The sequence below is a fragment of the Alteribacter lacisalsi genome, from assembly GCF_003226345.1.
GTDB lineage: Bacteria > Bacillota > Bacilli > Bacillales > Salisediminibacteriaceae > Alteribacter > Alteribacter lacisalsi.
The window spans coordinates 46300-70294 of record NZ_PDOF01000004.1; the positions used below are offsets into that span (position 1 = coordinate 46300).

General features: G+C 48.6%; 25 protein-coding genes and 1 pseudogene. 11 read left to right on the forward strand and 15 right to left on the reverse strand.

Annotation, left to right across the window (positions count from 1 at the left end; all coding sequences use genetic code 11):
* Nucleotides 1-308: 308 nt before the first annotated feature.
* On the forward strand, nucleotides 309-1211 hold the full coding sequence (locus CR205_RS18420) for a DUF2628 domain-containing protein (protein ID WP_110521628.1): 903 nt from the start codon (nucleotides 309-311) through the stop codon (nucleotides 1209-1211).
* 83 nt (nucleotides 1212-1294) lie between these two features.
* Here CR205_RS18420 and CR205_RS18425 read toward each other — a convergent pair whose 3' ends face one another.
* Together CR205_RS18425 and CR205_RS18430 are read right to left on the reverse strand one after the other, a co-directional pair.
* Complete coding sequence (locus CR205_RS18425; protein WP_110521629.1) at nucleotides 1295-1717, reverse strand: DUF1801 domain-containing protein; 423 nt, start codon at nucleotides 1715-1717, stop codon at nucleotides 1295-1297.
* Nucleotides 1718-1732: 15 nt separating this feature from the next.
* Nucleotides 1733-2071: a tRNA-binding protein gene (locus CR205_RS18430; protein ID WP_110521630.1), complete on the reverse strand. Its 339-nt coding sequence runs from the start codon at nucleotides 2069-2071 to the stop codon at nucleotides 1733-1735.
* A 253-nt stretch (nucleotides 2072-2324) separates the two neighbouring features.
* Here CR205_RS18430 and CR205_RS18435 point away from each other — a divergent pair, with 253 nt between their 5' ends.
* The 3 genes from CR205_RS18435 to CR205_RS18445 all read left to right on the forward strand — a co-directional run bounded on the left by CR205_RS18435 (nucleotide 2325) and on the right by CR205_RS18445 (nucleotide 4611).
* Complete coding sequence (locus CR205_RS18435; RefSeq protein WP_236634903.1) at nucleotides 2325-3155, forward strand: DUF4397 domain-containing protein; 831 nt, start codon at nucleotides 2325-2327, stop codon at nucleotides 3153-3155.
* On the forward strand, nucleotides 3142-3894 hold the full coding sequence (locus CR205_RS18440; protein ID WP_161524833.1) for a class F sortase: 753 nt from the start codon (nucleotides 3142-3144) through the stop codon (nucleotides 3892-3894). Before CR205_RS18435 ends, CR205_RS18440 begins: the two co-directional genes overlap by 14 nt.
* Before the next feature lie 162 nt (nucleotides 3895-4056).
* A complete protein-coding gene (locus CR205_RS18445) occupies nucleotides 4057-4611 on the forward strand; it encodes an NADPH-dependent FMN reductase (protein ID WP_110521632.1) in 555 nt (184 codons plus the stop codon).
* A 110-nt stretch (nucleotides 4612-4721) separates the two neighbouring features.
* On the opposite strand, the gene CR205_RS18450 is transcribed toward CR205_RS18445, so the two are convergent.
* The gene (locus CR205_RS18450; RefSeq protein ID WP_142669912.1) at nucleotides 4722-4967 is read right to left on the reverse strand and encodes a hypothetical protein; all 246 of its coding nucleotides are present in this window, start codon (nucleotides 4965-4967) and stop codon (nucleotides 4722-4724) included.
* 278 nt (nucleotides 4968-5245) lie between these two features.
* Nucleotides 5246-6229, reverse strand: coding sequence for an HD domain-containing protein (locus CR205_RS18455; protein WP_110521634.1), 984 nt, complete (start codon nucleotides 6227-6229; stop codon nucleotides 5246-5248).
* Between the two features lie 281 nt (nucleotides 6230-6510).
* On the opposite strand from CR205_RS18455, the gene CR205_RS18460 reads away from it, so the two are divergent.
* Nucleotides 6511-8274: a BCCT family transporter gene (locus CR205_RS18460; protein ID WP_110521635.1), complete on the forward strand. Its 1764-nt coding sequence runs from the start codon at nucleotides 6511-6513 to the stop codon at nucleotides 8272-8274.
* Between the two features lie 77 nt (nucleotides 8275-8351).
* Here the strand turns inward: CR205_RS18460 and CR205_RS18465 are convergent, their stop codons facing one another.
* From CR205_RS18465 to CR205_RS18485, 6 genes and pseudogenes are all read right to left on the reverse strand, one after another.
* Nucleotides 8352-9638 (reverse strand): cyanophycinase, encoded by a 1287-nt coding sequence (locus CR205_RS18465; RefSeq protein ID WP_110521636.1) that lies wholly within the window; start codon nucleotides 9636-9638, stop codon nucleotides 8352-8354.
* Nucleotides 9639-9921: 283 nt separating this feature from the next.
* Nucleotides 9922-10272 (reverse strand): helix-turn-helix domain-containing protein, encoded by a 351-nt coding sequence (locus CR205_RS18470; RefSeq protein WP_236634904.1) that lies wholly within the window; start codon nucleotides 10270-10272, stop codon nucleotides 9922-9924.
* 355 nt (nucleotides 10273-10627) lie between these two features.
* Nucleotides 10628-11182, reverse strand: coding sequence for a GrpB family protein (locus tag CR205_RS18475; protein ID WP_110521816.1), 555 nt, complete (start codon nucleotides 11180-11182; stop codon nucleotides 10628-10630).
* Nucleotides 11165-11620 (reverse strand): annotated as a pseudogene (locus tag CR205_RS20460) (SAM-dependent methyltransferase); the annotation flags it as partial. The gene CR205_RS18475 and the pseudogene CR205_RS20460, both read right to left, overlap by 18 nt.
* Before the next feature lie 338 nt (nucleotides 11621-11958).
* Nucleotides 11959-13368: a sucrose-specific PTS transporter subunit IIBC gene (locus tag CR205_RS18480; protein ID WP_110521637.1), complete on the reverse strand. Its 1410-nt coding sequence runs from the start codon at nucleotides 13366-13368 to the stop codon at nucleotides 11959-11961.
* A gap of 131 nt (nucleotides 13369-13499) precedes the next feature.
* Complete coding sequence (locus tag CR205_RS18485; protein WP_110521638.1) at nucleotides 13500-14492, reverse strand: LacI family DNA-binding transcriptional regulator; 993 nt, start codon at nucleotides 14490-14492, stop codon at nucleotides 13500-13502.
* Nucleotides 14493-14693: 201 nt separating this feature from the next.
* Between CR205_RS18485 and CR205_RS18490 the strand changes: the two genes are divergently transcribed.
* From CR205_RS18490 to CR205_RS18505, 3 genes are all read left to right on the forward strand, one after another.
* A complete protein-coding gene (locus CR205_RS18490; RefSeq protein ID WP_110521639.1) occupies nucleotides 14694-14786 on the forward strand; it encodes a YjcZ family sporulation protein in 93 nt (30 codons plus the stop codon).
* 559 nt (nucleotides 14787-15345) lie between these two features.
* A complete protein-coding gene (locus CR205_RS18500) occupies nucleotides 15346-15834 on the forward strand; it encodes a DinB family protein (RefSeq protein WP_110521641.1) in 489 nt (162 codons plus the stop codon).
* Nucleotides 15835-16013: 179 nt separating this feature from the next.
* Nucleotides 16014-16484 (forward strand): hypothetical protein, encoded by a 471-nt coding sequence (locus tag CR205_RS18505; RefSeq protein ID WP_110521642.1) that lies wholly within the window; start codon nucleotides 16014-16016, stop codon nucleotides 16482-16484.
* Between the two features lie 218 nt (nucleotides 16485-16702).
* Here the strand turns inward: CR205_RS18505 and CR205_RS18510 are convergent, their stop codons facing one another.
* Complete coding sequence (locus CR205_RS18510; protein WP_110521643.1) at nucleotides 16703-17047, reverse strand: general stress protein; 345 nt, start codon at nucleotides 17045-17047, stop codon at nucleotides 16703-16705.
* Between the two features lie 97 nt (nucleotides 17048-17144).
* The gene (aldA, locus tag CR205_RS18515; protein WP_407923585.1) at nucleotides 17145-18596 is read right to left on the reverse strand and encodes an aldehyde dehydrogenase; all 1452 of its coding nucleotides are present in this window, start codon (nucleotides 18594-18596) and stop codon (nucleotides 17145-17147) included.
* A 235-nt stretch (nucleotides 18597-18831) separates the two neighbouring features.
* Here aldA and CR205_RS18520 point away from each other — a divergent pair, with 235 nt between their 5' ends.
* Together CR205_RS18520 and CR205_RS18525 are read left to right on the forward strand one after the other, a co-directional pair.
* A complete protein-coding gene (locus CR205_RS18520) occupies nucleotides 18832-19437 on the forward strand; it encodes a class I SAM-dependent methyltransferase (protein ID WP_110521645.1) in 606 nt (201 codons plus the stop codon).
* 174 nt (nucleotides 19438-19611) lie between these two features.
* Nucleotides 19612-20538 carry a nuclease-related domain-containing protein gene (locus CR205_RS18525; protein ID WP_161524834.1) on the forward strand — a complete coding sequence of 309 codons (927 nt, stop codon included), beginning with the start codon at nucleotides 19612-19614 and terminating at the stop codon, nucleotides 20536-20538.
* A 16-nt stretch (nucleotides 20539-20554) separates the two neighbouring features.
* Here CR205_RS18525 and CR205_RS18530 read toward each other — a convergent pair whose 3' ends face one another.
* The 3 genes from CR205_RS18530 to CR205_RS18540 form a co-directional block, all read right to left on the reverse strand.
* Nucleotides 20555-20908: a hypothetical protein gene (locus CR205_RS18530; RefSeq protein WP_110521647.1), complete on the reverse strand. Its 354-nt coding sequence runs from the start codon at nucleotides 20906-20908 to the stop codon at nucleotides 20555-20557.
* Nucleotides 20909-21041: 133 nt separating this feature from the next.
* Nucleotides 21042-21692: a response regulator gene (locus CR205_RS18535; protein WP_110521648.1), complete on the reverse strand. Its 651-nt coding sequence runs from the start codon at nucleotides 21690-21692 to the stop codon at nucleotides 21042-21044.
* On the reverse strand, nucleotides 21685-23550 hold the full coding sequence (locus CR205_RS18540; protein ID WP_110521649.1) for a GAF domain-containing sensor histidine kinase: 1866 nt from the start codon (nucleotides 23548-23550) through the stop codon (nucleotides 21685-21687). Before CR205_RS18540 ends, CR205_RS18535 begins: the two co-directional genes overlap by 8 nt.
* Before the next feature lie 232 nt (nucleotides 23551-23782).
* Between CR205_RS18540 and CR205_RS18545 the strand changes: the two genes are divergently transcribed.
* The gene (locus tag CR205_RS18545; RefSeq protein WP_110521650.1) at nucleotides 23783-23983 is read left to right on the forward strand and encodes a hypothetical protein; all 201 of its coding nucleotides are present in this window, start codon (nucleotides 23783-23785) and stop codon (nucleotides 23981-23983) included.
* Nucleotides 23984-23995: the final 12 nt, after the last annotated feature.

Below are 23995 nucleotides of genomic sequence, written 5' to 3' on the forward strand. Positions count from 1 at the left end.
TGACTTTACCACTCATAAGGATAACGGGCACGTTGACCCGGCTGCCAGGCAGCGTTCTCGGAAAGTGCGTTTCATCATCAGGGTTCCACCGGGCTCCCACCGCCCCCGGCTCGCTTCGGGCTTCCTTTTGACTACTCTCTTCGTCACCGAACAATTCGTATCATGTTCTTTTTTGTATCATACCCTCTCATGAAAAAAATGGCAAGCATTCACCAGATAAGGGGGCTGAACCCGTGCGTTTCCTGCCCCTGTCATGGTAAACTGATGAAGGGAATTTTCTGCTTCCCCGTTATGAAAGGAGCACAAGGATGAAAGACCCGACAATCAAAAACATGCTGAAAAAAGAAGACCGGCGCATCAGCCGGATTATTGGAACAAACGATACATACTACAAGGAAAAGTGGCGACGCAGCAGCCACCCGGAACGCTATGCAGGCATTAATACTGCGGCTCTTTTGGCGGCTCCGTTCTGGTTTGCCTTCCGCCGGATGTACGGCTGGATGACATTCTATTTTCTGATCCTGGTTCTTTACACTGCTGCTGAATCCTTTTTTCCTTATATCGAATATACACTCGGACTCACTGGCTCTCTTTCCTTCGCCGGCTGGATTTTTGTCTTTGCGGGCCTGCACCTTGTTGCCGGGCTGAAAGCCAATGCCCTTTATGGAAAAAAAGTCAGAAAAGCGGTGGAGGCCGAGTATTCGCAGAAGCCGGACCGTGCCCAGGTCCCCCTGTTTTCCATGACCGGTGCCAGTTGGATCTCTGCCGTTTTCGCACCGGCTGTCGTTATTGTCTTTGCCATCTATCCGTGGCTCGTTATGGCTGATTGGGAATACTCCCCGGGACTTTCGAAAGGGGCGTTTGTTTATCTCGATGAGGAAAGAACCCCTGACGCTCCATGGAGAGTGGACGACGAACCTGTTTTCCGCCTGTACAGCTCAGGTCTGATTCTTTACTACGAGAACGAGGAGCCGATTGGAACCGACGGCCTCTATGTGGAACTCTACCGGGTTGAAGACGGCGGCCGGGAACTCATTTACGACCGTTCAGATACCTTTTTCCGCTCAAGTACTGTCAACATTCCCCTCCTCGACACAGGGGATGCCAATCTTTCATCGGGTGAATATGAGGTGGACGTGTACGTAGGAGATGAACTGCAGGACACAGCCTCCTTTATGCTCGTGTCTCCGCACGAGGAAAGCGGGTCTTAAAAGCCAGAGAAACGGAGCCTGAGAGATACCTTCTCCCGGCTCCTTTTTTAAACTTCTTTATACATGCGTGCCCTGCTGATTCACTATTCCGGATACTCCTCCTTCAGCCACGTGACCGAACGCTCGATCATCGTTCGAAGCACCTCTTCATCCACATCGTCCACCTTATTGATATACACACACGCTTTTCCGGCTTTATGTTTCCCGAGTTTCTCCAGGTATGCTTCCCGCCTTGGATCCCCTGTTGCCATGTAAAGGCTGAAGTTCGCCTTTCTCGGAGAAAACCCGACAAGAGGGGCCGTCCCCTCATGTCCTGATGGATACTTATAATTGTACGAGCCGAACCCGATAATACTCGCCCCCCACATCTTCGCCTCGTATCCCGCGGCTGCAGTGAAGAGCTCGAGAAGACGATAAGCATCCGCTCTTTTCTTCGGATTTTCCACCCGCTCAATAAATTCGATCACATCGTCATCTGTCTGTTTTGTTTTTACTTCGTACCCCATTTCCGCCCCTCCTTCTTATCCGATCCTGGTTCCGTTTGCCACCGGCTCGTCTATGTTCAAAAGCACCACATCTCCATCCCCGGGTACCGCCCCCATCACCAGCACTTCTGATTTGAAGCCCGCCACCCGCATCGGCGGAAAATTAACGACCGCCGCAATCTGGCGCCCGATCAGTTCTTCCACTCCGTACCGCATCGTAATCTGGGCACTCGACTGCTTCACACCGCCTTCTTCCCCAAAATCAATTTTCATTTTAATGGCCGGCCTTCTTGCCCCTTCAAGCGGCTCTGCTTCAAGAATGGTGCCGACACGAATTTCTACGTCAAGAAACTGGTCAAATGTGATTTCCGCCATGGCTTACATTCACTCTCCTCAATATCTGTTTATACATACTTTCTATCTTTACCCTGAGGCTCCTTCCTCAAATGCCGGAAACAGGAATAAATTACCTCATCCCCATGCAGGGCTTAAGTGTTGACGGACATAAAAAAACTTTTTATGATGAAATTGTACAATTTTTGTTTAACTGTTGTTTAACCTTTTGAAAACCCGGGTACAAGGTAACCACAGTAACAAAAAACAAAATAACATTTAGGAGATGATTGATTTGAAGATCTTTAAACGTGCCTCCCTGTCCATGCTGTCCGGTGTATTGGCCTTTTCCATGTTTTCTATGACGGCGGCTGCTGACAGCCACGATCACGACGAAGATGACGCCTGGGTTCGAATCGTACATGCCTCCCCTGACGCCCCTGCTGTAGACGTAACCGTAAACGGTGACGTTGTAGTGGAAGGTGCTGATTTTAAAGACGCGACCGATTACTTAGAACTTCCGGCCGGTGAGCACGAAGTCGCCATTTTCCCTGCCGGTGAGCACGATGAACCTGTTTTTGAAACCTCCCTTGAAGTGTCTGCAGGCGGTGCTTACACCGTTGCTGCGATCGACACTCTTGAAAACCTTGACCTATATGTAATTGAAGACGAAACGTCCACCACAGAAGGCATGGCCTGGGTCCGCGTTGGCCACCTTTCTCCTGACGCACCGGCCGTTGACGTTACTGCCGGCGGCGACATTCTGTTTGAAGGTGCTGAATTCCCTGGTGTAACAGGCTACGAAGAAGTTGAGCCGGGAACATATGACCTTGATGTCCGCGTCTCAGGAACAGAGGACGTGGTTCTGGACCTTGCCGGCACTGAACTCTCCGGCGACATGCTCTACACCGTTCTTGCAGTCGGGTTTGCTGACGGTGAGCCTGGTCTTGATACCATCATTCTCGCTGACGAATCCCACGAAATGCCGTCCGAAATGCCGGCAACCGGTATGGGCGGAACAGCTGATCAGAGCGGCTACACAGCCGGTATGATGATCGTACTTCTGCTTGCATCAGGTGCGATCGGATTTGTACTCCTGCGCAGACCAGCCCTTGAAAACCAGTAAGGCCCTTTGGACCTTCCTCCCCCTGGCGGCTCTTCTCTTCCTTGCCGCCTGCGGAGACGGAAACCCTTCTTCTCCTGAAAAAGAAGAAGGGCTTTCCTCCGTTTCAGGCGGCGTGCAGGCCGGTGACCATGAAGCCGGGCAGGAGGCTTCCACAGCACCGGCTGACGGGGACGCTTCCGCTTCTGCGGGTCAGGAAGACCAGCGTGAAGCAGAAATCTCTTCTTCGGAAATCAATGAAAAGGCTGCCGAGGCAGATGATCCTGATGCCGACGGTTCATCCGGCACCGAAGCAGTTTCCGGCATCCTTCCTGTTGCTGTTGAAATACCGGAAATCGGGGTTTACGCAGACATTGAATCTCTCGGTCTGACAGACACAGGCGCAATGGATGTACCAGATGACGGCGATCTTGTAGGCTGGTACAACCGGGGTGCGAAACCGGGCGCTCCAGGCAACGCCGTCCTTGCCGGTCATGTGGATGACCGGAGCGGTCCTGCGGTTTTCTATGATCTGAAGGAGCTTCGTGAAGGGGATGAAATCCTCGTTCACGGTGAGGATGAGACACTCACATTTATCGTGACACGAATGGAAGCCTACCCTTATGACGATGCTCCGCTTCAGCAGATTTTCGGCAGAAGCACAGCGAGAAACCTGAATCTGATTACATGCACCGGTGAATTTGACCGTGAACAGCGGACTCACCGGGAGCGGCTTGTGGTCTATACCGAATTAAAAACATAAAGAACTGGCCCTGTGAATGGCATGCTGACTCGCCCCCCGCCTGTCCGCTGATTCGCAGGGCCTTTTTTTCTGCCCTGCCGGTCCTTCACAGCGCGAAAAGGAAAGCGGATTCATAATTTGGTATACTGACCGTAGCCATCGCATGTAAAAGGAGAGAAGATCATGAAAAGTCCCACAGCCACTGTTGCCATTATCAGCGGAAGTATGAATACCGATTCGTTTACCCGGAAACTGCTGAAGGAAGTTGAACAGCGTGTACAAGGTCTCCAGATGGAAACCGAATTTATTGATGTAAAAGAACTTGCCCTTCCGGTATACGCACCGGATGAAGCCCCGCCGGAAGTGATCCGGACCGTATCTGAAAAGCTCAGAGAGGCAGATGGGATCGTTGTCGGTGCCCCGGAATACCACGGGTCGTATACAGGTGCGCTTAAAAACCTGCTCGACTACCTCGGATCAGGGGAGTTTGAGCACAAGCCGATCGGCCTTGTGACGACGACCGGGGGAGTGAAGTCCGGCACCAATACACTAAATCATCTGCGTCTGGTTTTTAGAAACCTGCACGGACTCGTCATTCCCCAGCAGTTTGCCATCAGCCAGAAGGAAACAGACATTCACATCAGCCTTGATGACAGCACAAGCCTGCGCCTGGAGACGTTTATTAAAGGGCTTGAGGTTGAAGTCAGAAAAATGCTGTTGCTTAAAGATAATTCCTGAGAGTGTAAGATATAAGAGAAGCCCCGCCTGCTGGCGGGGCTTTTTCAAATTACATGCGGATGAAGTGATGTCTATGTCGTGATTTCTCAGAAGCAGAGCATTTCTCTTTTTCAATGCTGCGTTATGTCCGCACTTTCCCGAAGTTCGGACATTTCTACACTTCCTCTCTGCGTTATGGCCGCACTTTCCCGAAGTTCGGACATTTCTACACTTCCACCCTGCGTTATGTCCGCACTTTCCCGAAGTTCGGACATTTCTACACTTCCATCCTGCGTTATAGCCGCACTTTCCCGAAGTTCGGACATTTCTACACTTCCATCCTGCGTTATGGCCGCACTTTTCCGAAGTTCGGACATTTCTACACTTCCACCCTGCGTTATGTCCGCACTTTTCCGAAGTTCGGACATTTCTACACTTTCCACCCTGCGTTATGTCCGCACTTTCCCGAAGTTCGGACATTTCTACACTTCCACCCTGCGTTATGTCCGCACTTTCCCGAAGTTCGGACATTTCTACACTTCCATCCTGCGTTATAGCCGCACTTTCCCGAAGTTCGGACATTTCTACACTTCCATCCTGCGTTATATCCTGTTCTATCCCTTCCACAGCTCACCAGGTCCATTACTTCTCAATTTTATTTACCTGATTCCCCCAGCACCTTCACACCCTGTACGAACCGGTCTGCCGCAACCTTATTCAGCAGCTGCGCTTTTTCGGAAACTGTAGTAATAGGCACAATCCCCCCATCATAAAGGACATCCGGATCAATCATCCGCGGCTTCACCCGGTGAACAAAATCAGCCTCCCGTACTGGGCACTTTTCAAGAGCAGGCGGAGCTGCAAGTACTTCCATTGCCTGTCGGGCCGTGGGAAATTGCCGAAGCTTTTCCATAAACATCCGGTCACTGCCGAGCCAGTCTTTTTCCTCGATTACTCCTGTCTTCATCGCCGCCAAAACGGCTGGTTTGAGCAGCTGATTGGCATAAATATTGAACGGTTCCATAAAAAAACCGGCCACTTCATCATAAAACAGATTCGTGAACCATTCCGCCTGCCGCACCTCCTTCACATACACTTTTCCGCTCCTGTCTGCCGCCAGACTGTTAAGAAAACCTGCGATCTGCTCAGCAGGAACACCGTAATAAAGGTGCTGATCCCTTAGCGTATAGTCAATCCGATCCGCGCATAATGCAGGCAGCGGCTGCTCCAACCTCGGAAAGGCTTCTTTTGTCACTTTCAGAATCTCGTCAGGGTCGAGTCCGTGAGCCCTGAGGATCGCCGGTACCTCCGTTTTCCCGACAAGCTCCCTGATAATCTGCTCGTGATAATCCTCTTCTTCTCTTTCATAGACCACATCGACGAAATGGGACAGCGCCGTGTGTGCCACATCGTGCAGCAAAGCAGCCGTTTGTTCACGAAGGCTGCCGCCAAGCCGGCGGACCAGGAGCATGACCCCAATTGAATGGTCATAACGGGATACGTGCCACTCCGGCCTGAAAAAAGCCGGGGCACCAGCCTGCCTGATGCTTTTCAGCCGCTGAACAGGGCTGCTTGTAATCAGTTCGGCCAGTACACCTTCCACCTTTGCTGTTCCGTAAAGGGGATCTTTAACAATCATTGCATCTGCTCCTCTGTTTTAGGCATTTCTACTCAATTCAGCTATCATTCTTCAGGAGAGTCTGGATGCATACAGCTCTGCCTTTTTCGCATCATTCCTCCCTTCAGCCGGGACTGCCCTCACGAATAACCTGTTTGATACCACCGGCTTTTGGGGAAAGTAGGTATAAGGATATATCAGGTTTTCTTTACCTGAGTCGGGTATTTCTGTTATGCTCGTAAATCAGTTCGGACAAGCCATTGAAAGGAGGTCCATCCGGAACGACTTCGGATGAATTCAACGTGGGAAAATTTAAATATGAAACGAAAAAACCAAGTATCGTATTTTTCATCTCAGCACCAATCGTATTACTGTTTGTACTGTGGGGGTTTTTAGCCCCGGAGCACCTCGATCAGGTTTCCGGCACCGCCCTCGGTTCAACGCTTGATAACTTCGGGTGGCTGTATATGCTTGCCACTGCCCTCTTTATCGGTTTTGTCCTTTTTCTTGCGATCAGCCCGTTCGGAAAGCTGAAGCTTGGAAAACCCGATGAAAAACCGGAGTATAAGTTTTACACCTGGCTCGGTATGCTGTTTTCCGCCGGGATTGGGGTCGGATTTGTGTTCTGGGGGGTAGCTGAACCTGCCCTTTATTATCTCGATCCTCACCCTGATTACATTAACGCCGACGAAGCAACCCAGGCAAATGCGGGACTCCGCTACGCTGTGTTCCACTGGGCACTCCACCCGTGGGCAATCTTTTCCCTTGTTGCGCTCACACTCGGGTACGTTCAGTTTCGTAAAGACCAGCCGGCACTCATCAGTTCTGCCTTCCAGCCGATTCTCGGCGACAACACGCATGGTGTGTTCGGAAAAGGGATTGATACACTCGCCGTTCTCGCCACCTCAACCGGTGTTGCGACTACATTCGGTCTGAGTGCCCTGCAGATCAGCGGGGGGCTGTCGCACCTGACAGACAACACAATTCCGAATACTGGGCTTACGCAGGCCATTATCATTACGATCGTCACATTCTTGTTTATCATATCAGCCGCGTCCGGTGTTAATAAAGGAATCCGTATACTTAGTGTCATTAACTTGACGATCGCAGCGATTCTGTTAATCTTTGTAATCGTCTTTGGTCCGACCCTGTTTATCGCCGAGAGTATCGTCACCACGATTGGCGGTTATCTTGCCAATGTAACCCAGATGAGTCTTGACCTGGATCCGTTCGGGGACGGGGAATGGCTTGGCATGTACACGATCTTTTTCTGGGCATGGCACATTTCATGGGCACCGTTTATGGGCATTTTCATTGCCCGTATCTCCCGGGGACGAACGATCCGTGAATTTGTGGCAGGTGTGCTGATCGTCCCTTCCCTGCTTGGCGCCATCTGGTTCACGGCGTTCGGCGGAACTGCCCTTGATATGATCATGGGTGGAAACGAGCAGCTGGGTGATCTCGTTCTCGATAACGTCGAAGTTGCCCTTTTTGCCACCTTATCGGAACTGCCGATGGGAATGATTATGAGTATTCTTGCCGTAACGCTCATTATTATCTTCTTTATCACCTCCGCTGACTCGGCTTCCTATGTACTCGGTGCGATGACGAGTGACGGAAGTCTGAATCCGAAGCTTTGGGTGAAGGTGGTATGGGGCTTCCTGATTGCCGGTACAGCCAGTGTGCTTCTGATAAGCGGCGGACTGGAGGGACTGCAGACCGCCTCCATTGTCGCAGCGCTCCCGTTTACGATGATTATGATCGTGATGATCTTCTCGCTCCTGATCATGATGGGCAGGGATCTGAAAGTGGAAAAAGTTCGCAGCTCCTTCCGCCAGAGGAAACGGGTTAAGAAAGAAGTTTCGGGAGATGTTTACGACGAAATGAAAGACCGTGTCTACGACGACATTAAAGAAGAAGTTTATGATGAAATTAAAGAAGAAGTATATGAGAATATTAAGGAAGATGTCTATGATCAAGTGAAGGAGCGGGTCTACGAGGACCTGAAAGAGGACCTCGGAGACGAGTTCAAGAAAAGCATCGACGATAAGGACAAAGGGAAGTAAAAGCAGCAATCTATTCAAAAACTGCTCTTCGCAAAAAAGGACCCCCGGTCATCGGGCGGTCCTTTTTCGTATTTCTTTTATTGGCCAGAAGGATAAATCGATACCTTCACGTCACTGTAAGACCATCGTTCACTTCCAAATACCGTTCCATACCGGGTCTTTGTGCGATTTGTTTTTTCTGAAACCAGGCTGTATTCCGGATCATTCTCCCATGAGGTTCCTGCTGCCTGATCGTAAGTAGAGGTAAGCAGCTCCCAGACCATATTTCTGTAGGCAAAACGCTCATAGAAAATATCGTCGTGTTCTCCGATTTGCGTATCCCCTCCACGAACCGGGCTGAATGACGGGTTAAATACAACGTTACCGTTCTGCGGCTGGTAGCGGTCCCCGTGATGCAGGTAGGTGGAATTCACACCTTCAATTGCCCAGTTTCCTTCCTCATCCACAGACTGGGAGGCACCTGACAAATCAAAGATCTGTACGCCGTTTTCCCCCACCACTTTCATTTTTGCCGACGGGTGATTGGCGTCCTCCACGATCAGCGCTGTCGTTTCATCCACGCCGAACACTTTATCCACGTCCGCATCAGCAGCGAGACGGATCATCCGTCCTTCCCGGGCACGCTCTGAAAAGTGGGTATCGACAAGACCGTAGGAAAAGAAACCAAGTCCCCCTTCCTTAAAGTAGCCGAGTACGCTTCCATCGCTGTGATAACCCTCAACTGAACCATCTGTAATTCCCCGGTAGCTGTCTCCGCCGGTGATCATATACTCCGACGCCTGAACAGCTGCACCGGCAGAGCTTCCTGCAATCATTGCGTTTCCGGACTCAAAAAGGTCTCGTATCGCACCTAATACAGCCGAATCATTCCATTCGTCTCCTCGTACAAACGTATCAATGTAGCGGCTCTGGTCACCGCCTCCCAGGAAAAAGCCGGTAAACTCTCCTGAAGAGATCCGATCAGCCCATTCCGCATCATCTGCAACATCTGTGTTGGCAAGGTCAGCCGGAATCCATTCTGCTTCTATGCCGAACTCTTCAAAGCTATTGATGTAATAGTTGGCGTTCATCTTGCTGTTACTTACATCCGGATCGTTGCATCCTCCGTCCGTTGAATCTCCATATTCCTCGCAGTCCCAGTCGTACGGGTAACTGCTGGCTGTAATCACACCAATCTTTCCATCTTCCCCGCCTGCACGGGTGACCATTTCTTCATAAATCTCCTCTGCACCTTCCGAAGATCCAAGCGCCCCGCCAATAAGTACGAGGTCACTGCCCTTTGCTGCTTCTGCTTCCAATGGAGCAGCGGAAAAGGCCCCTGCTGTTAAAAGAAAAATAAGTAAGGCAATTCCTGCTTTTTTCATGGCTTACTCCCCTTTTCTGATTCTATTGCCGCACACCTGCCGGCCTGCTTTTCCACTTCAGTGTACCGCAATCAGTCACAAAAAAGCTGAACATTCCAAAAAACAGTGCTTCATACCTTATCATCTGACAAGCTGTAGTTCTTTTAACCCAGCTCAACGGGCATCATTCGCAGATTAAACAAACGTTTATTTAAACACAGAAACGCTGGCAGATTGGAGTCGCAATTGTCGTAAAAAGGCAAAAAAGTTCCCCTGTGTACTGCTAAGCTTCACAGGGGAACTGTTACTTTCGTTTCAGCTGGTCGTTCCATTTGTTGTACTGGATAAACCGGATATAATTTTTTACTTCCTCTTTACTCACGCCGCTTTCTTTTGCTTCCTTAATCAGCCTCAGCCAGTCATCATCCAGAACTTCGAGAACGGATTCACGCTCCTCGTCCACCATCAGTAGTTCAAGCGGGATATTTAATACCCCGGACAGCTTTTTCAGCGTTTCCACAGACGGATTCTTCCGCTGGTCACGCTCCAGAAAGCTGATATAGGATTTGGCTATGCCGCTCTCTTCCGCAAGGCGCGAGATTGAGTATCCTTTTCTGAGCCGGTATTTCTTAATCCGTTTTCCCACTTCACCCACCGATTTTCACCACCTTCAAACATTAAAATTACCTGAAATCCCAATTTACGTTCATTATACCGAACAATACTTTATGAGTCTACCTTTTTTGTTCGATATAGGAAACTAAAGTGCATAAAACTGGGAATCCCGTGTCATGAAATGTCCTAGTACATTGGATATAATAACAGTTTTCCCATTTTCAAAGGTTTTTACGCAGGAAATCCCCTGGTATAACCGTCCAATTTGTGGAATAACCTGACAAACAACTTCCTACGCTGATGTGTGAGCAAAAACGAGCGTACCAGACCATTGTGAGCCGGTACGCTGTTTATATAGTGGCTGTTTGTTACTTTCTTTTTGGAAAATGAAAATATCAGTTTGCGTGCCTGCTCTGTTCCTTCGCCCAGCTAAGGGCCTTTTGTGTCAATTCTTCAACAAAATTGGTCTTGCCTTGAATGTAGCTGTCAATATCTTTAGGATAGGCGACGGCCAGCTGCTCTTTCAGTGCTGCGTACCGTCTTTTTTCCTCCGGATGCTTACGGAGGTAGTCCCGGAATGCCAGGTGAGTGATCACCTGATCTGACCCTTCCTCGAACACATGAACATGATGACTCCGCTCATTTCCTTCGCCTTTATAAAAGTACCGGCGTCCGGGAATGCCGTTCTCTCCTTTAGCCGTATAACCTGCCATGCCCATTTCTTCGGTGCAGCGGTCAGCATTCTCCATATTCGCCACTTCTATAAGAATGTCTATAATCGGCTTGGCATTGAGACCCTCTACCGATGTACTTCCGATGTGATGGATGCCGCGTGCTGTTTTTCCAAAGATCCGGTTCAATCGCTTCTCTTCTTTCTCGAATGCTTCTTTCCATGTTGGATCGTATGGAAGTACGCGGACAGCGCGAGCGGTCTGCCAGTAGTTTTTCATAATCTCATCTGTCCACTCCGGCTCGATTACTTCTGTTCTCGGCAGAAAAGCGTTCATTACCGGTTTAATATCGAGAACCGGCGTGCCGTCTACAGCATCGAGCCCTTTTACCGTGATGGTGCTCTGTTCCACTGAAACGACAGTGACGATGGTGGAACCGATCCGGTTTGGCCTGTTCTTCCCGCGCTGGGCAAAGATTCCGGTTTCCGGAAGAGCCTGGTTGTTTCGCGGATGCCGGGCTCCCGTCTCGATCTTCTCTGTATCGACTTTATGAAAAAGAAACAGTATTTCCGCGTGGCTGAAGGAGTCAAGTCCTTTCAGGCTTTCCGGACCGACCTCCGGTGCCAGCGTAATGCGTGAGTGCACAGCACCCCAGTTATCATCTGTTACTTCTCTGCGTTCATTTTTTACATAAGCTACAGGTGCGACTTCGTACATACTCTCCATCTCCTCTCATCAACCCGATTATATAATAGGGAATTCCTTCCGGTCGACACCTGCATCTGACCAGGATGAAAAACCACTTAAAGAATGGCTATGTTAAAGCCTGATGTTGATATTTATATCGTTGATTGAAGCGAACGCGCGACACTCCTGCGGGTACAGCGCCGGCTGAAGACCCCGCAGGGCGCACTTCCCGAGGAGGCTGAAGCGGTGCCCGCGGAAAGGAAGTGCAGGTAGCGGAATTCAACAACAGATTTTAACAGAACCTAAAGAATAATAAAAAGAAGCTCCTCTTCCGTTAAGAAGAGAAGCTTTCGGAATCGAACTGCGGCTTATGCACCGCCGTCGATTTCTTCTTTCATTTTATCCGTATAGCCGAACAGGTAGGTAAGGGTAAAACCGACACCAATCGAGATGACGTTTGCCAGAATGTAAAGGAGGAACTGTTCATTCAGATACAGCAGTGTACCTGGAATAACAGTAATTGCCATCCCTGTTCCTGCAAGACCAACGAGAGAGGCAAAGAATGCACCTGCTGCTCCACCGATCAGGCCCATTACAAACGGCTTTACGTACCGGAGGTTAACCCCGAAGATTGCCGGTTCAGTAATTCCGAGAAAAGCCGAGAAGGAAGATGGAAGAGCCAGTGCCTTCAGCTTCTTTACTTTCGTTTTCAAGCCAACCGCAAGTGCGGCACCACCCTGGGCAGCAATCGCACAGGTGATAATGGCGTTGAACGGATTTTCCCCAAATTCGTTTAAGAGCTGAATCTCAAGGAAGTTGAAAATATGGTGTACACCGGTAATGACGATGATCTGATGCAGTCCACCGATGATTAGTCCGCTGATCCCAAACGGCAGGGATAGAAGAGCTGTTGTCGCTGCCATAACTGCTGCTTCAACTGCGTGAAAGACCGGTCCGATCAAAAACAGCGCCGCTGTAATCATGATTAACAGCGTAAGAAACGGCGTCAGAATCAGATCGAGTGCTTCCGGCACCCGTTTACGAATTTGTTTCTCAAGTTTTGCACCGAGGAAACCTGCAATAAAGGCCGGCAGCACGGATCCCTGATAGCCGCTCACCGGAATGAAGCCGAAGAAGTTGAGTGCTTCCGCATCACCCTCTGCAACCGCCCACGCATTTGGCAGAGCAGGATTAACAAGCATCAGACCAAGAACAATCCCGATAATCGGACTGCCTCCGAACACCCTGAACGCTGACCAGGCAACAAGTGCCGGCAGGAAGGCAAAAGCTGTATCGGTCAGCACTTCCGTGAAGAGGAGGAAATTCTCCGAAATATCATCAGGCGTCAGTCCCATCAGACCGAGAATGTATTCCTGAGTCAGAAGGCCACGAAGCCCCATAAACAAACCGGTTGCAACGAGGACAGGAATAATCGGAACGAAAACGTCTCCAAACGTTCTGATTCCACGCTGGAAGGCGTTCCCCTGTTTCTTCGCTTTTTCTTTCTGCTCACCTTTTGAAGACTCGGACACTCCGAGTGCAGACATTTCTTCATAAATCCGGTTTACGGTACCGGTGCCGAAAATAACCTGAAACTGACCGGAATTGTAAAATGCCCCTTTAACCTTGTCAATTTCCTCTGCTTTCGCTTTGTTGATTTTTTCCTTGTCGTTTACCATGATACGCAGCCGTGTGGCACAATGGGCTACAGAGTCAATGTTCTCCCTGCCTCCGACGGCTTCAATTAACTCTTCTGCAATTTTACGATTCTCTGACATGGTTAAACTCCTTTCCTTTCATTGAAATTATGTCCAAAAATGTATGTTCCATTCAGGAAGTATGTTTATATGAAATCGATTCCACAAACAGTAAAAAGAAATGAAACCGCTTATGTAATCGATTCCATAACTCATATTAAACTATCACGAAACAGAAGTCTATAGCCCATTACAATTTTTTCTCTCTTTTCCCCGCTGCGGTTTAATCGTTCCAAAAGCAGGTCTGCTGTTCTCATTCCCGCTTCTTCATAATCATAATCCACTGTTGTAAGCGATGGTGTCACATATCTGGACAGTTCTGAATTTCCAAGCCCTGCAACTGCTATATGATCCGGGATTTCCAAACCCCGTGACTTCAAATATTCCATTGCCCCGAGGGCAAGACGATCTGTTACTGCAAATACGGCCGATGGGTGTTCAGCACTTTCATTCATCATCCGCTTCATTGCCTCATACCCGGACTCACCTGTAAAATCACCCTGCTGCGCCCAGCTATCCTCAGTAGTTAGTCCGACTGCTTTCATCGCATCCTTATATCCCTGTTTTCTCAGGATACCGACAGCGTGATCAGACTCGTATACGCCAATAAAGCCGACACGGGTATGTCCTTTTTTCAGAATCGCTTCTGTCATATCTCTGGCGGCATGGTAGTCGTCATACACTACCGATGTAACATCCGGCAGATCCTGACCAATGGCCACGACCGGAACACTCAGATTCCGAATCGCGTCCAGAAGTTTCTCTTCCTTATTTGTCGCCAGAAGAATGATACCGTCCACCCTCCGGCTTTCAAGCAGTTTCAGCTGCTCTATTTCTTTTTCAACCTTAAGATTGGCATTTGCGAGAACCATTTGATAGCCTTCGCGGTTCAGCACATTTTCAATTCCGTCAGCTACGCGACTGGCTGTTTCCGTACTCATTCTCGGCAGGATGACGCCAATGACGTTGGATTTTTTTGTCCGGAGCGCTTTTGCCTGTTCACTCGGGACGTAACCTGTTTCCTCAATAACCTGCATGACTCTTGAGCGGGCCTGTTCGCTTACATACCCCGAACTGTTAAGCACTCTTGATACAGTGGTTCGGGAAACACCTGCCAGCCCCGCGATATCACGGATCGTAACCATCTTTTCACCCCGCTCTTTCAATCTGCTTCATCATTATAAAGGATCGTTTCTCCCTGTCTCAACCCATTCCACGACTTTCCAGGGCCCAAAACGTAAAAAACAGGCAGATTGCCTCCCTCACTTGTCCATACTTTTCTTTCAGTGTGACATAGATTATCAGTGAGAGGCCTCTCAAAATTATCTTTACAGGAGGAGAAAATTATGGGTTACTATAACGGCGTTAACAGCTTCGCGCTGATTCTTGTGCTGTTCATTCTTTTGGTTATCATCGGCTGCTACTGCTACAACAACTAATCTTTAACCTTCCCTTCCGAACCATACCGGATCATAAGCAACCTCCTTTGCTGCATTCGTGTCATGGGTAAATGACGATAAACTTACAAAAAACCGGACATTCGTGGTATCCTTCAGCCTTTCAAGTGGACGCCAACTTGAAAGACCCCCCCTCAATACTCGTGAAAACCGGAAGGCGAGAACGGCAGTGTCTGCTGCTGCTGAAAAAACTGCCGTTTCGTCCTCCTGATAAAAGCCCGCAGTGATGCGGGCTTTACACTTACATACTTCCAGCGCAAAAGTATGCAAAAAGTACCCATACGAAATGCGCAGTATCCAAGAAGTTCAAAATATATTGTAGTATTATTTATCCAAATTGCCCGACTTTTCTTTCATTTAACAATTATATTACATACAATGAAGAAAGCACCTTAAAACGGACGTGTTCAAAATATGAAGGCTGACTGCAGACGATCCCGGGAAACCACTTAAAGCGCCATTGAATGCCTGTGTGCTTCTGTCTGCTCTTCCTGAGCTTTTGGACAAGCTTTTTGTACAAAAAAACAGAATGAGGGATTGGATGAACACTGTTATTTCAAAGTTTGAGCAACTAACTTCCTTCTTTAATCATTTGAAGCAAATTGACAGCGATACATTTTATGAGCCAATTGATGATAACAAATGGTCGACCGCGGCGATTGTCGCTCACTTTCATTACTGGGATCAGAAAATTGCTTCTGAACGTCTTCCCGTCATGATTTCCGGCGGTAAAACGAACGGCTGGGACGGCACGGTTGAGGCAGTAAACCGCAGAGCAGCCACTTACGCCCGTACCCGGTCCATGCAGGAACTGATCGATCAGGCAATCGTATCCCGCCTGAAACTGGCTGAACGGCTTCATGCATGCAATTTGGCAACAGAGTTTCAGGTTGATCAGAAAACGTACAGCATTCTTGAATATGTGGAAATGCTCTGTAAGCACGACGAACAGCACGTAAAAGAAGTGGCAAGCTTCCTTTATTCTTCTTATATAGGGGAAAGCATCCACTCCCTGCAGATCAATTCATAGCATCCAGCCTCCGCTGTGACGGAGGCTTCTTTTTTGTCTCCTGGCGGCCTCCAGCAGTGCCCCGCGTATATTTTTTGGGGTTTTTCGAACTTTTTTTACATTAAAAGCAGGATTTCTCCCCTGTTGTCCGTAAGTTGTACAAAGAAAAGCGCATCATAATACTGACAGGGAGTGATAGGATGAAAACAGATCTGCTGACTGTGAAGTATGCCATGCAGAAACTGCTGAAAGAAACATTTGAAGGACCCGGTAAAAATGAGATTTACTTTACCGATCCCGGTCCCGGAGCAGGTTTACTGGAAACAATTGAACGGATCAATGCCAGAGAAGCATCTATGATTCTGCCTTCCTCACAAGCCTCCATTGCTGCTCATGTTCATCACACCCTTTACCACCTTCAGGTTATGAATGCAGGTCTGCTCAATGAAGACCGTCAAGTGGACTGGTCTTTAAGCTGGAAAATACACGAAGTTGATGAGGGAACCTGGCAGGCATTTAAAAGCCAGCTCAAAGAAGAATACGACAGTTTCAATGAAACACTGGAAAAGATTGAGTGGACCGAGCAGCAGACGCTTTACGCTTCTGCAGCACTGGCTCATTGCGCCTATCATCTGGGTTCTCTTAAACAGTTGATCGCCCAGTTGCCATAACCCGACTGCGCAAAACAAAAGTGCTCACGCTCCTATACTTCCCCTCGGCAAGTACGCCCTGCGGGGTCTACACCTGATGCTATTCCGGCGGGAGTGCGGCTCCTGGCGTTTCGCTTCGCAGGGTATAAGAAATAGTGGTACGCAGTTAACCACAATTTTTTCCTAAACGTAAAAAGAGCTGTCCCTGTGAGGACAGCTCTTTCCTGCATGTATTTTTCCTATAGAACAAGGTCCGCCGGCGCGTCTTTTACAACAACGATGACTTTTCCTTCATCCAGCTCTTCTTCAAGAGAGTGGGCTTTATTGCTGGAGAAACCGAGTTCCTCAAACTGGGCACGAAGCTCGTCCCCTTTTTTACGGAAAACGTTTTTAACAGAAGTGTCAATGCCCTGCTCACTCATATTGACGGTATTCGCATCTGCGTTGTCCGCTACGCGATCTGTCCGGTCGTCATCATGTGTCAGGATATAAACGTTGTCTTCGTCTACCCCTTTACGTTTAAGGGCTTCTACTGTTTTCACAACTTCTTCATCATTGTAAAACTCTTTGTATAGTGGTTCCATTTATATCGCCTCCTGGAATTTGAAATACCCGTAACCTGCTACTGTTAAACAGCAGCCAGGTGAAAATAATCCATTTTTCACATTTCACACGCTGTTACTATTTACTCCGCTTGTACTCGAGGTAGGCAACGGTTGTCTGGAGGTACTCTTCCACTCCGTATTTCCCGTCTGCACCTCCGACACCGGACTGGCGCCAGCCCGCATGGTAACCCTGAATCGCTTCAAAATTCTCACGGTTCACAAACACTTCACCAAATTTCAGCTCATTTACGGCACGCATAACTTCATGGTAGTTTTCCGAAAAAATAGAGGAAGACAGACCATAGACCGAATCGTTGGCCAGCTTAATCGCTTCATCAAAATTGCTGTAGGTTGCGATCGGCAGCACCGGACCGAAAATTTCCTCCCGGAGAATATCCATGTCCTGAGACACGTTTGTGAGTACAGTAGGTTCGTAGTAAAAACCTTTACCGTCCCCTGCCCGTTTGCCGCCGGTCAAAATTTCCGCACCGTTGTCCACTGCGGTTTTGACCGCTTTTTCAACGGACTCCAGTTGTTCGCTGCTTACAAGAGGTCCGTAATCATTGTCCTCATCAAGAGGGTCGCCGGTCCTGAGATCGTTCATTTTCGCCGCTACTTTATCCATAAATGCTTCTGCGATCGACTCATGAACATAGACCCGCTCCGCATTCGTACACACCTGGCCGGAATTGATCACACGGGACTCGATTACTTTTTCCACTGCCAGATCAAGATCAGCATGTCCGCTGACGATCGCCGGCGCTTTTCCTCCCAGCTCCAGGTTTACTTTTGTAATGTTTTCCGCAGCTGCTTCCATTACCTTTGAACCGGCTGGAAAGCTTCCTGTCAGACTGACCATCGCTACCTTTCTGTTAGAGGCTAGTTCCGTCCCAACGGAAGATCCACTGCCTGTAATCAGATTAAATACACCTTTCGGAAGATCGGTATGCTCGTGGATCAGTTCAGCAAATTTGATAGCTGTGAGCGGCGTCTGCTGGCTCGGTTTAATCACAACCGTACAGCCGGTTGCAAAAGCCGGCGCCACTTTCCTGGCAAGTACCATCATAGGAAAATTCCACGGCACGATGCCCGTTACGACTCCGATTGGTTTTTTGAGTACAAGAATGTTTTCATCCGGATTGTCACTAGGGACCACATCGCCCTCCACACGACGGGACCATCCGGCCATGTAGCGAAAATACCCCACCGTCATTTCGATTTCGTCTTTGGCAAGTCCAATCGTTTTTCCCTGCTCCTCGGAAAGCAGCCTGGCAAACTCGTCCGACTGTTCTTCAAGTTTATCTGCTATCACAGTGAGAAAGCCGCTCCGCTCAGGCGGGGAGGTTCTCTCAAAAGTCAGCTGGGCATCAAACGCCGCATCAATTGCACGCTTTGCATCAGCATCGGTTCCTTTTACGATCGTGCCGATTACTTCTTCCGTAGCAGGGTTGATCACGTCAATTGTCTCTTCAGCATCACTCGTGACAAATTCCCCGTTAATATAAAATGACTTCGTCAAATACAGCACCTCCGCAAAGATCGTTATCGGCTGAGTCTCTCATACCGGATACATCTGTCATTTACCCGAATCTGCAAGGGTAAAACGAAATATGCTCACGCGGCAACGGCATCGAGAGGCCGGGTTTTCCCGAGCCTCCCAAAATTGCCTACTTTGCCGTCTCGCGGACGTTCACTCTATCAATTCTGTTTCCGACAATATAGTATAATGAAGAATAATTACCCAGTTGGAAAGGACGTCGTTTATGCGCCATTACGAACAGCTGCTTGAAAGCTACAACAACCATGCCGGAGACCGGGAAAAGATGACTCTCACTGGCTGGAAAGAGAATGAACGGATTAGGTTTCTTGAACGTCTTAATAAAGGGGCCCGCCTTCTTGACCTCGGGGCAGGAACAGGTGAGCACGGGGCATTCTTTTTGCGTAACGGGGTGGATGTGACCTGTGGGGACTTTTCACCGGCCATGGTCAGCGCCTGCCGGAAAAAATGGCTGAAAGCGGAAGTAGTTGATTTTTACTCACTGAAAACAGACCGCCCGTTTGATGCCGTCTGGTCAATGAATGCCCTTCTCCACGTTCCGAAAGCAGATCTGGGACTTGCTCTGGAAAATATTCGCGGGGTGCTTGTGTCGGATGGTCTCTTTTATCTCGGCCTGTACGGCGGGGAGGATTCAGAGGGTGTGTGGGACAGCGACCCGTATGAACCGAAGCGCTTTTTCTCTTTTCATACAGAGACCGGGATTCGGGAGGCTGTTCAGCCATATTTTGATGTGCTCGAGTACAGGTATACGGCACTGGAGAAAGGTCCGGACTATCACGCGCTGATGTTAAGGAAAAGGGAGGAAAGCTAGAGAGCGCGCCAGGGGGCACTCTCTTTTTTTGCTTTAGTTGAGTTATGCCGTGGCTGAGGGTTAGTTTCAGGGAGCTATTTGTGACATTGGTGCCGGTAGAAGTCCAGGAAAGGCAGTTTTTGTAAACTTGTGGGAGGTGGTATAGTTCTTTAAAAAATGAGGTGGTGTTGCTTCGTGATTCTAAAAAACAGAACAAAGCCAGTTGAGCTCATTATTCTCCAGTCTCTGCGTGTGAGGTCAAGGCTTGATCCGGCAGACGCCCTGCGCCTTGAAAATCTGGATAAAGGCTATGCAGGGGAAGTGCAATTTGACAATCGGCTCTCGGCTGCAGGCTGGAACGGCCTTTTGATCAATGATCTTCTTCTTGATTACCGCGGCACTCTATTTCAAATTGATTCGTTATTGCTTCAGCCTGATGCGGTTTACCTCTTTGACGTAAAGAATTATTTCGGGGATTTTTTTCTGGAGGATGGGAAGTGGATTTCCGAATATAAGGAAAAGGAAGTTAAAAATCCCCTTCTTCAGCTGAAACGAACGGATTTCGCATTTCGCAGCCTCCTGAAAGACCTCGGTTTCTCCCCTTTGATTAGAAGTAATCTCGTTTTTATAAACCCTGAGTTTCACTTGTTTCAGGCTCCCAGAGATCTGCCTGCAATTTTTCATTCGCAGCTTAATCGTTTTTTATCCCGGATAGGCAGGAAGAGCGCGGCGCCCCCGTCGTACAGGGACGATGCTCTCGCCCAGAAGCTGCTCTCGCTTCATGTGGAGGACAATCCGTACGCGCGTATTCCCAGGTATGAGGAACAGGATCTGCGGAAAGGGATTTACTGCCCAGGGTGCTTTAGGTTTTATTCGGCGCAGCATCAAAAGAGAAACGTTGTGTGCTCAACCTGCGGCTATCGGGAGTCAAACACTGAAGCTGTTCTACGAACAATTGAAGAATTCCATGTTTTGTTTCCCGATAAACGGATTCAGACACAAAGAGTTGTTGAGTGGTGTGGAATTTTGGATCAACGTACTGTACGTAGAATCTTAGGGAAACATTTTGTGCGGCAGGGAAAAGCAAATGCTTCAATTTACGTGAATTCCGATCCGATCTGATGTCCAATGGAGAAATTTATTCACCTAGAGATTTTATGTCCGAACTTCCCCCGAGTTCGGACATTTCTCCTTCCTCTCGCTGCGTTATGTCCGAACTTCCCCTGAGTTCGGACATTTCTCCTTTCTCCCGCTGCGTTGTGTCCGAACTTTCCCCGAGTTCGGACATTTCTCCTTCCTCTCGCTGCGTTGTGTCCGAACTTCCCCCGAGTTCGGACATTTCTCCTTCCTCTCGCTGCGTTATGTCCGAACTTCCCCTGAGTTCGGACATTTCTCCTTTTTCGCCCTGCGTTATGTCCGAACTTCCCCTGAGTTCGGACATTTCTCTTTTTTCGCCCTGCGTTATGTCCGAACTTCCCCTGAGTTCGGACATTTCTCCTTCCTCTCGCTGCGTTATGTCCCAATCCCCTGTGTCCGTCAGAGTTAAATCATTTTGCACAATCCCCCCACACAAAAAAGGTGCTCCCTGATCAAATCCGGGAACACCTGGGGACCGCCCCCTCCTCTTAATCAGCAAGAGGTACGAGGTCGTTCTGAATTGCATGGATCACAGCCTGGGAACGGCTTTTTACGCCGAGCTTTCTAAGAATCTTGCTTACGTGTATCTTAACTGTTTTGTCACTGATAAACAGTTCGTCAGCAATGTCTTTGTTGCTCATCCCTTTCACGAGACATTCGAGCACATCCTTTTCACGGGCCGTCAGTTCATTCTGGTTCTTTTCGTTCGCTTTTTCCTGGGGCTGCTGGTGCAGGTCAAGAAGCTTTTTGGCCATTGAAGGGTGAATAACCGCTTCACCGGACATAAGGCTGCGGACAGCATCGACCACTTCCTCTGAAGGAGCATCCTTCAGGAGATAGCCTTCTGCTCCTTTCGTAATGGCAGACATGAAGTATTCATCATGCTTGTACATCGTCAGAACAAGGATTTTAATATCCGGCCAGCGCTCTTTCACTTCTGCTGTCACGTCAACACCGTTTTTGCCGGGCAGGTTAATATCCATGATGACAATCTCAGGCTGGACTTTTTCGAGAATCTTAAGGGCTTCTTCTCCGGATTCGGCTTCGGATATCACATTAAAGTCCTTTTCCATGGAAAAAATCGTCTTAAGTCCGTCGCGCAGCACCGTATGGTCATCTACAATCATAATGTCAGGCATCGTCATTCCTCCTCTCGTCAGAGCCGGGAAGATGAAGCTCAATCATCGTTCCTTCCCCGGGTCTGCTCTCAATTTGCAGTACGGCTTCAGCTTTCGCTGCTTCCTCATTCATATTCAGTATGCCAAAGTGCTTGCCTTTACGGGATTTGATCAGAGCGTCCTTTAACAGGAATCCTTTCCCGTTGTCACTAACGGTAAGAAGAAAACCGCCCTCCTCGCCGGGCACGCCGCTTACGACCACCTTATCGGCATCTGCATGCTTCATGGCATTCTGAATACTTTCCTTAAATGTATTATATACCAGCTTTTCTTTTTCTGGGGCAAGTCCCGGTGCTTCTTTCCACTTGAGTTCGATCTCTACATCCGGGTGCTCATTCCGGATCCTTCCCGTTTCTTCCTTAACTGCTTTTAACAGTCCCTGGGCATCGGTTGGAAACGGCCGGAGGGCATAAATCGATTCCCGTATTTCTGTCAGGCTTTTTCTCAGCCCCGGGAGAACGTAAGTAAGCGTATCAAGCGCCTGATCGGGGCTTGCCGCCGCTTTTCTTTTTGCAGTTTCGAGTTGCATAACCGTTCCTGCCACAGACTGGGCAATGCCGTCATGAATTTCTCTGGCAATTCGATTACGCTCTTCTAAAATCATTCGCTGCTCACGCTCAATAATGAGGGTTCTTCCTTTTGTAATGACTTCCAGCTGATTGGCAAGGGCCTTTACAACCTTCAGTTCATCGGGCCGCGTTTCCTGAGCACGGCGCCTGCCAATGATAATCAGCCCGTGCATTTCACCGTCATCATACATGGGACAGACGACAGCCGAACGAATGGCCTTATGAAAAACAGTGCTCCACCAAGGATCTCTCTCTATGGACATGACTGCTGTAATGGATTTTGTCTTTTCAGACATACGCTCCACTTCTTTTCTTGCCGGCATTGGTGTCCCTTCTCCTGTATCAAGTTCACACTGCCATTCGCCTTTTCGTTTCATCCAGATGCTGAGCGCGTCAAACTCGAATACTTTTTTGAGATGCTGTTCAATACCACTGAGCCAATCCTTTTCAGGAATATGGCGGTTGAGCTCCTCACTGATCGTCACCAGTCCCTCTAGACGCTCTTTTTCACGCCGCAGCTTAAAGTTGCTCGATCCGATGAGAGCCATGGCAACGAGTGGCGAGAAGAAAAAGAAGAAAGAAAATACATCCACTACGTCACCGCGGTCCTGATTACCGAGTACAAAAAACAGCAGCAGATAAAAATAGGACAGAACCATTCCGATGAATTCCAATGATATCTTTTTCATAAAATCATTCAGCGGAAACGGCTGTGGCCGGAGCCAGAGCACGATGTCAACGAGAAGATGGTTAACAAAATAAAACACAAAAGTATAAACGGCTGTATAAACAAGGAGACCAGTCAAGGAATCCGGCATCGCTCCCCAGCTGTCCGTAACCGCAAGAGCCACCCCTTTACTCACAGCCAGACTGATTACAAGCTGAGCCGGGTTAAACGTGATAATAGACAGTGGCCTCTGCTGCATCCGATGAATCGTGGCCACAACAACCGTGTACGTAACCAGCGCAACGCTCAGGCCGAACAGAAGATCTACTGTGAAAATGACCGGGAAACCAAGGGTTATGGCTCCCTTCCAGACAGGGATTGCAAAGTGTTCGGTTATGAAAAGAAAGACCACTAGCAGAAGCAGGATGGAAAAAGACCAGGGAATTTCAAGGAAATAAAGACTTCCAAGGGCAATCGCTGCTCCAAGCACAGTCACAGCGTTCATATACCAGCGGGCATGCGCTTCCTTTTTTTCAATAATACTCGTTTGAGGATTTGTATTTTTATTATTTTCATTCTCCATTTATTCATCAGTCCCCCGGAGGCTTATTCCTTTAATAGTAACATGCGGGCTCCTGTTGGTAACGTATGACTTAATTTTATGCATTTAGGATACAAAGCAGGGGAAAGATACCTCTCAGCAGCTATTTTTCCATGTGGCATGTTTAAGGAATGCCAGCACCGGAAATAGGTCAGTAAATGCCGGTCAAAACAGTGGCCGGATGATCGATTCTATATAAAAAGGAGACCAGATCATGACTGGAAAAGAAGACGATCTTAAAGTTACGGAAAACCTGGAAAAAGGATTGCGGCAGAATCACGGAATCGGGCACGAAAGTCTGAACTCGAGCCTGGAAAAAAAGATTGAAGTGGAAAGACGCCGTGAAAAAAGCCATAAGCAAAGCCAGCAGATCGAACGGGAAATCTCCAACGATCTTCACCATAACAGAGAATAGTATCAGAAATTC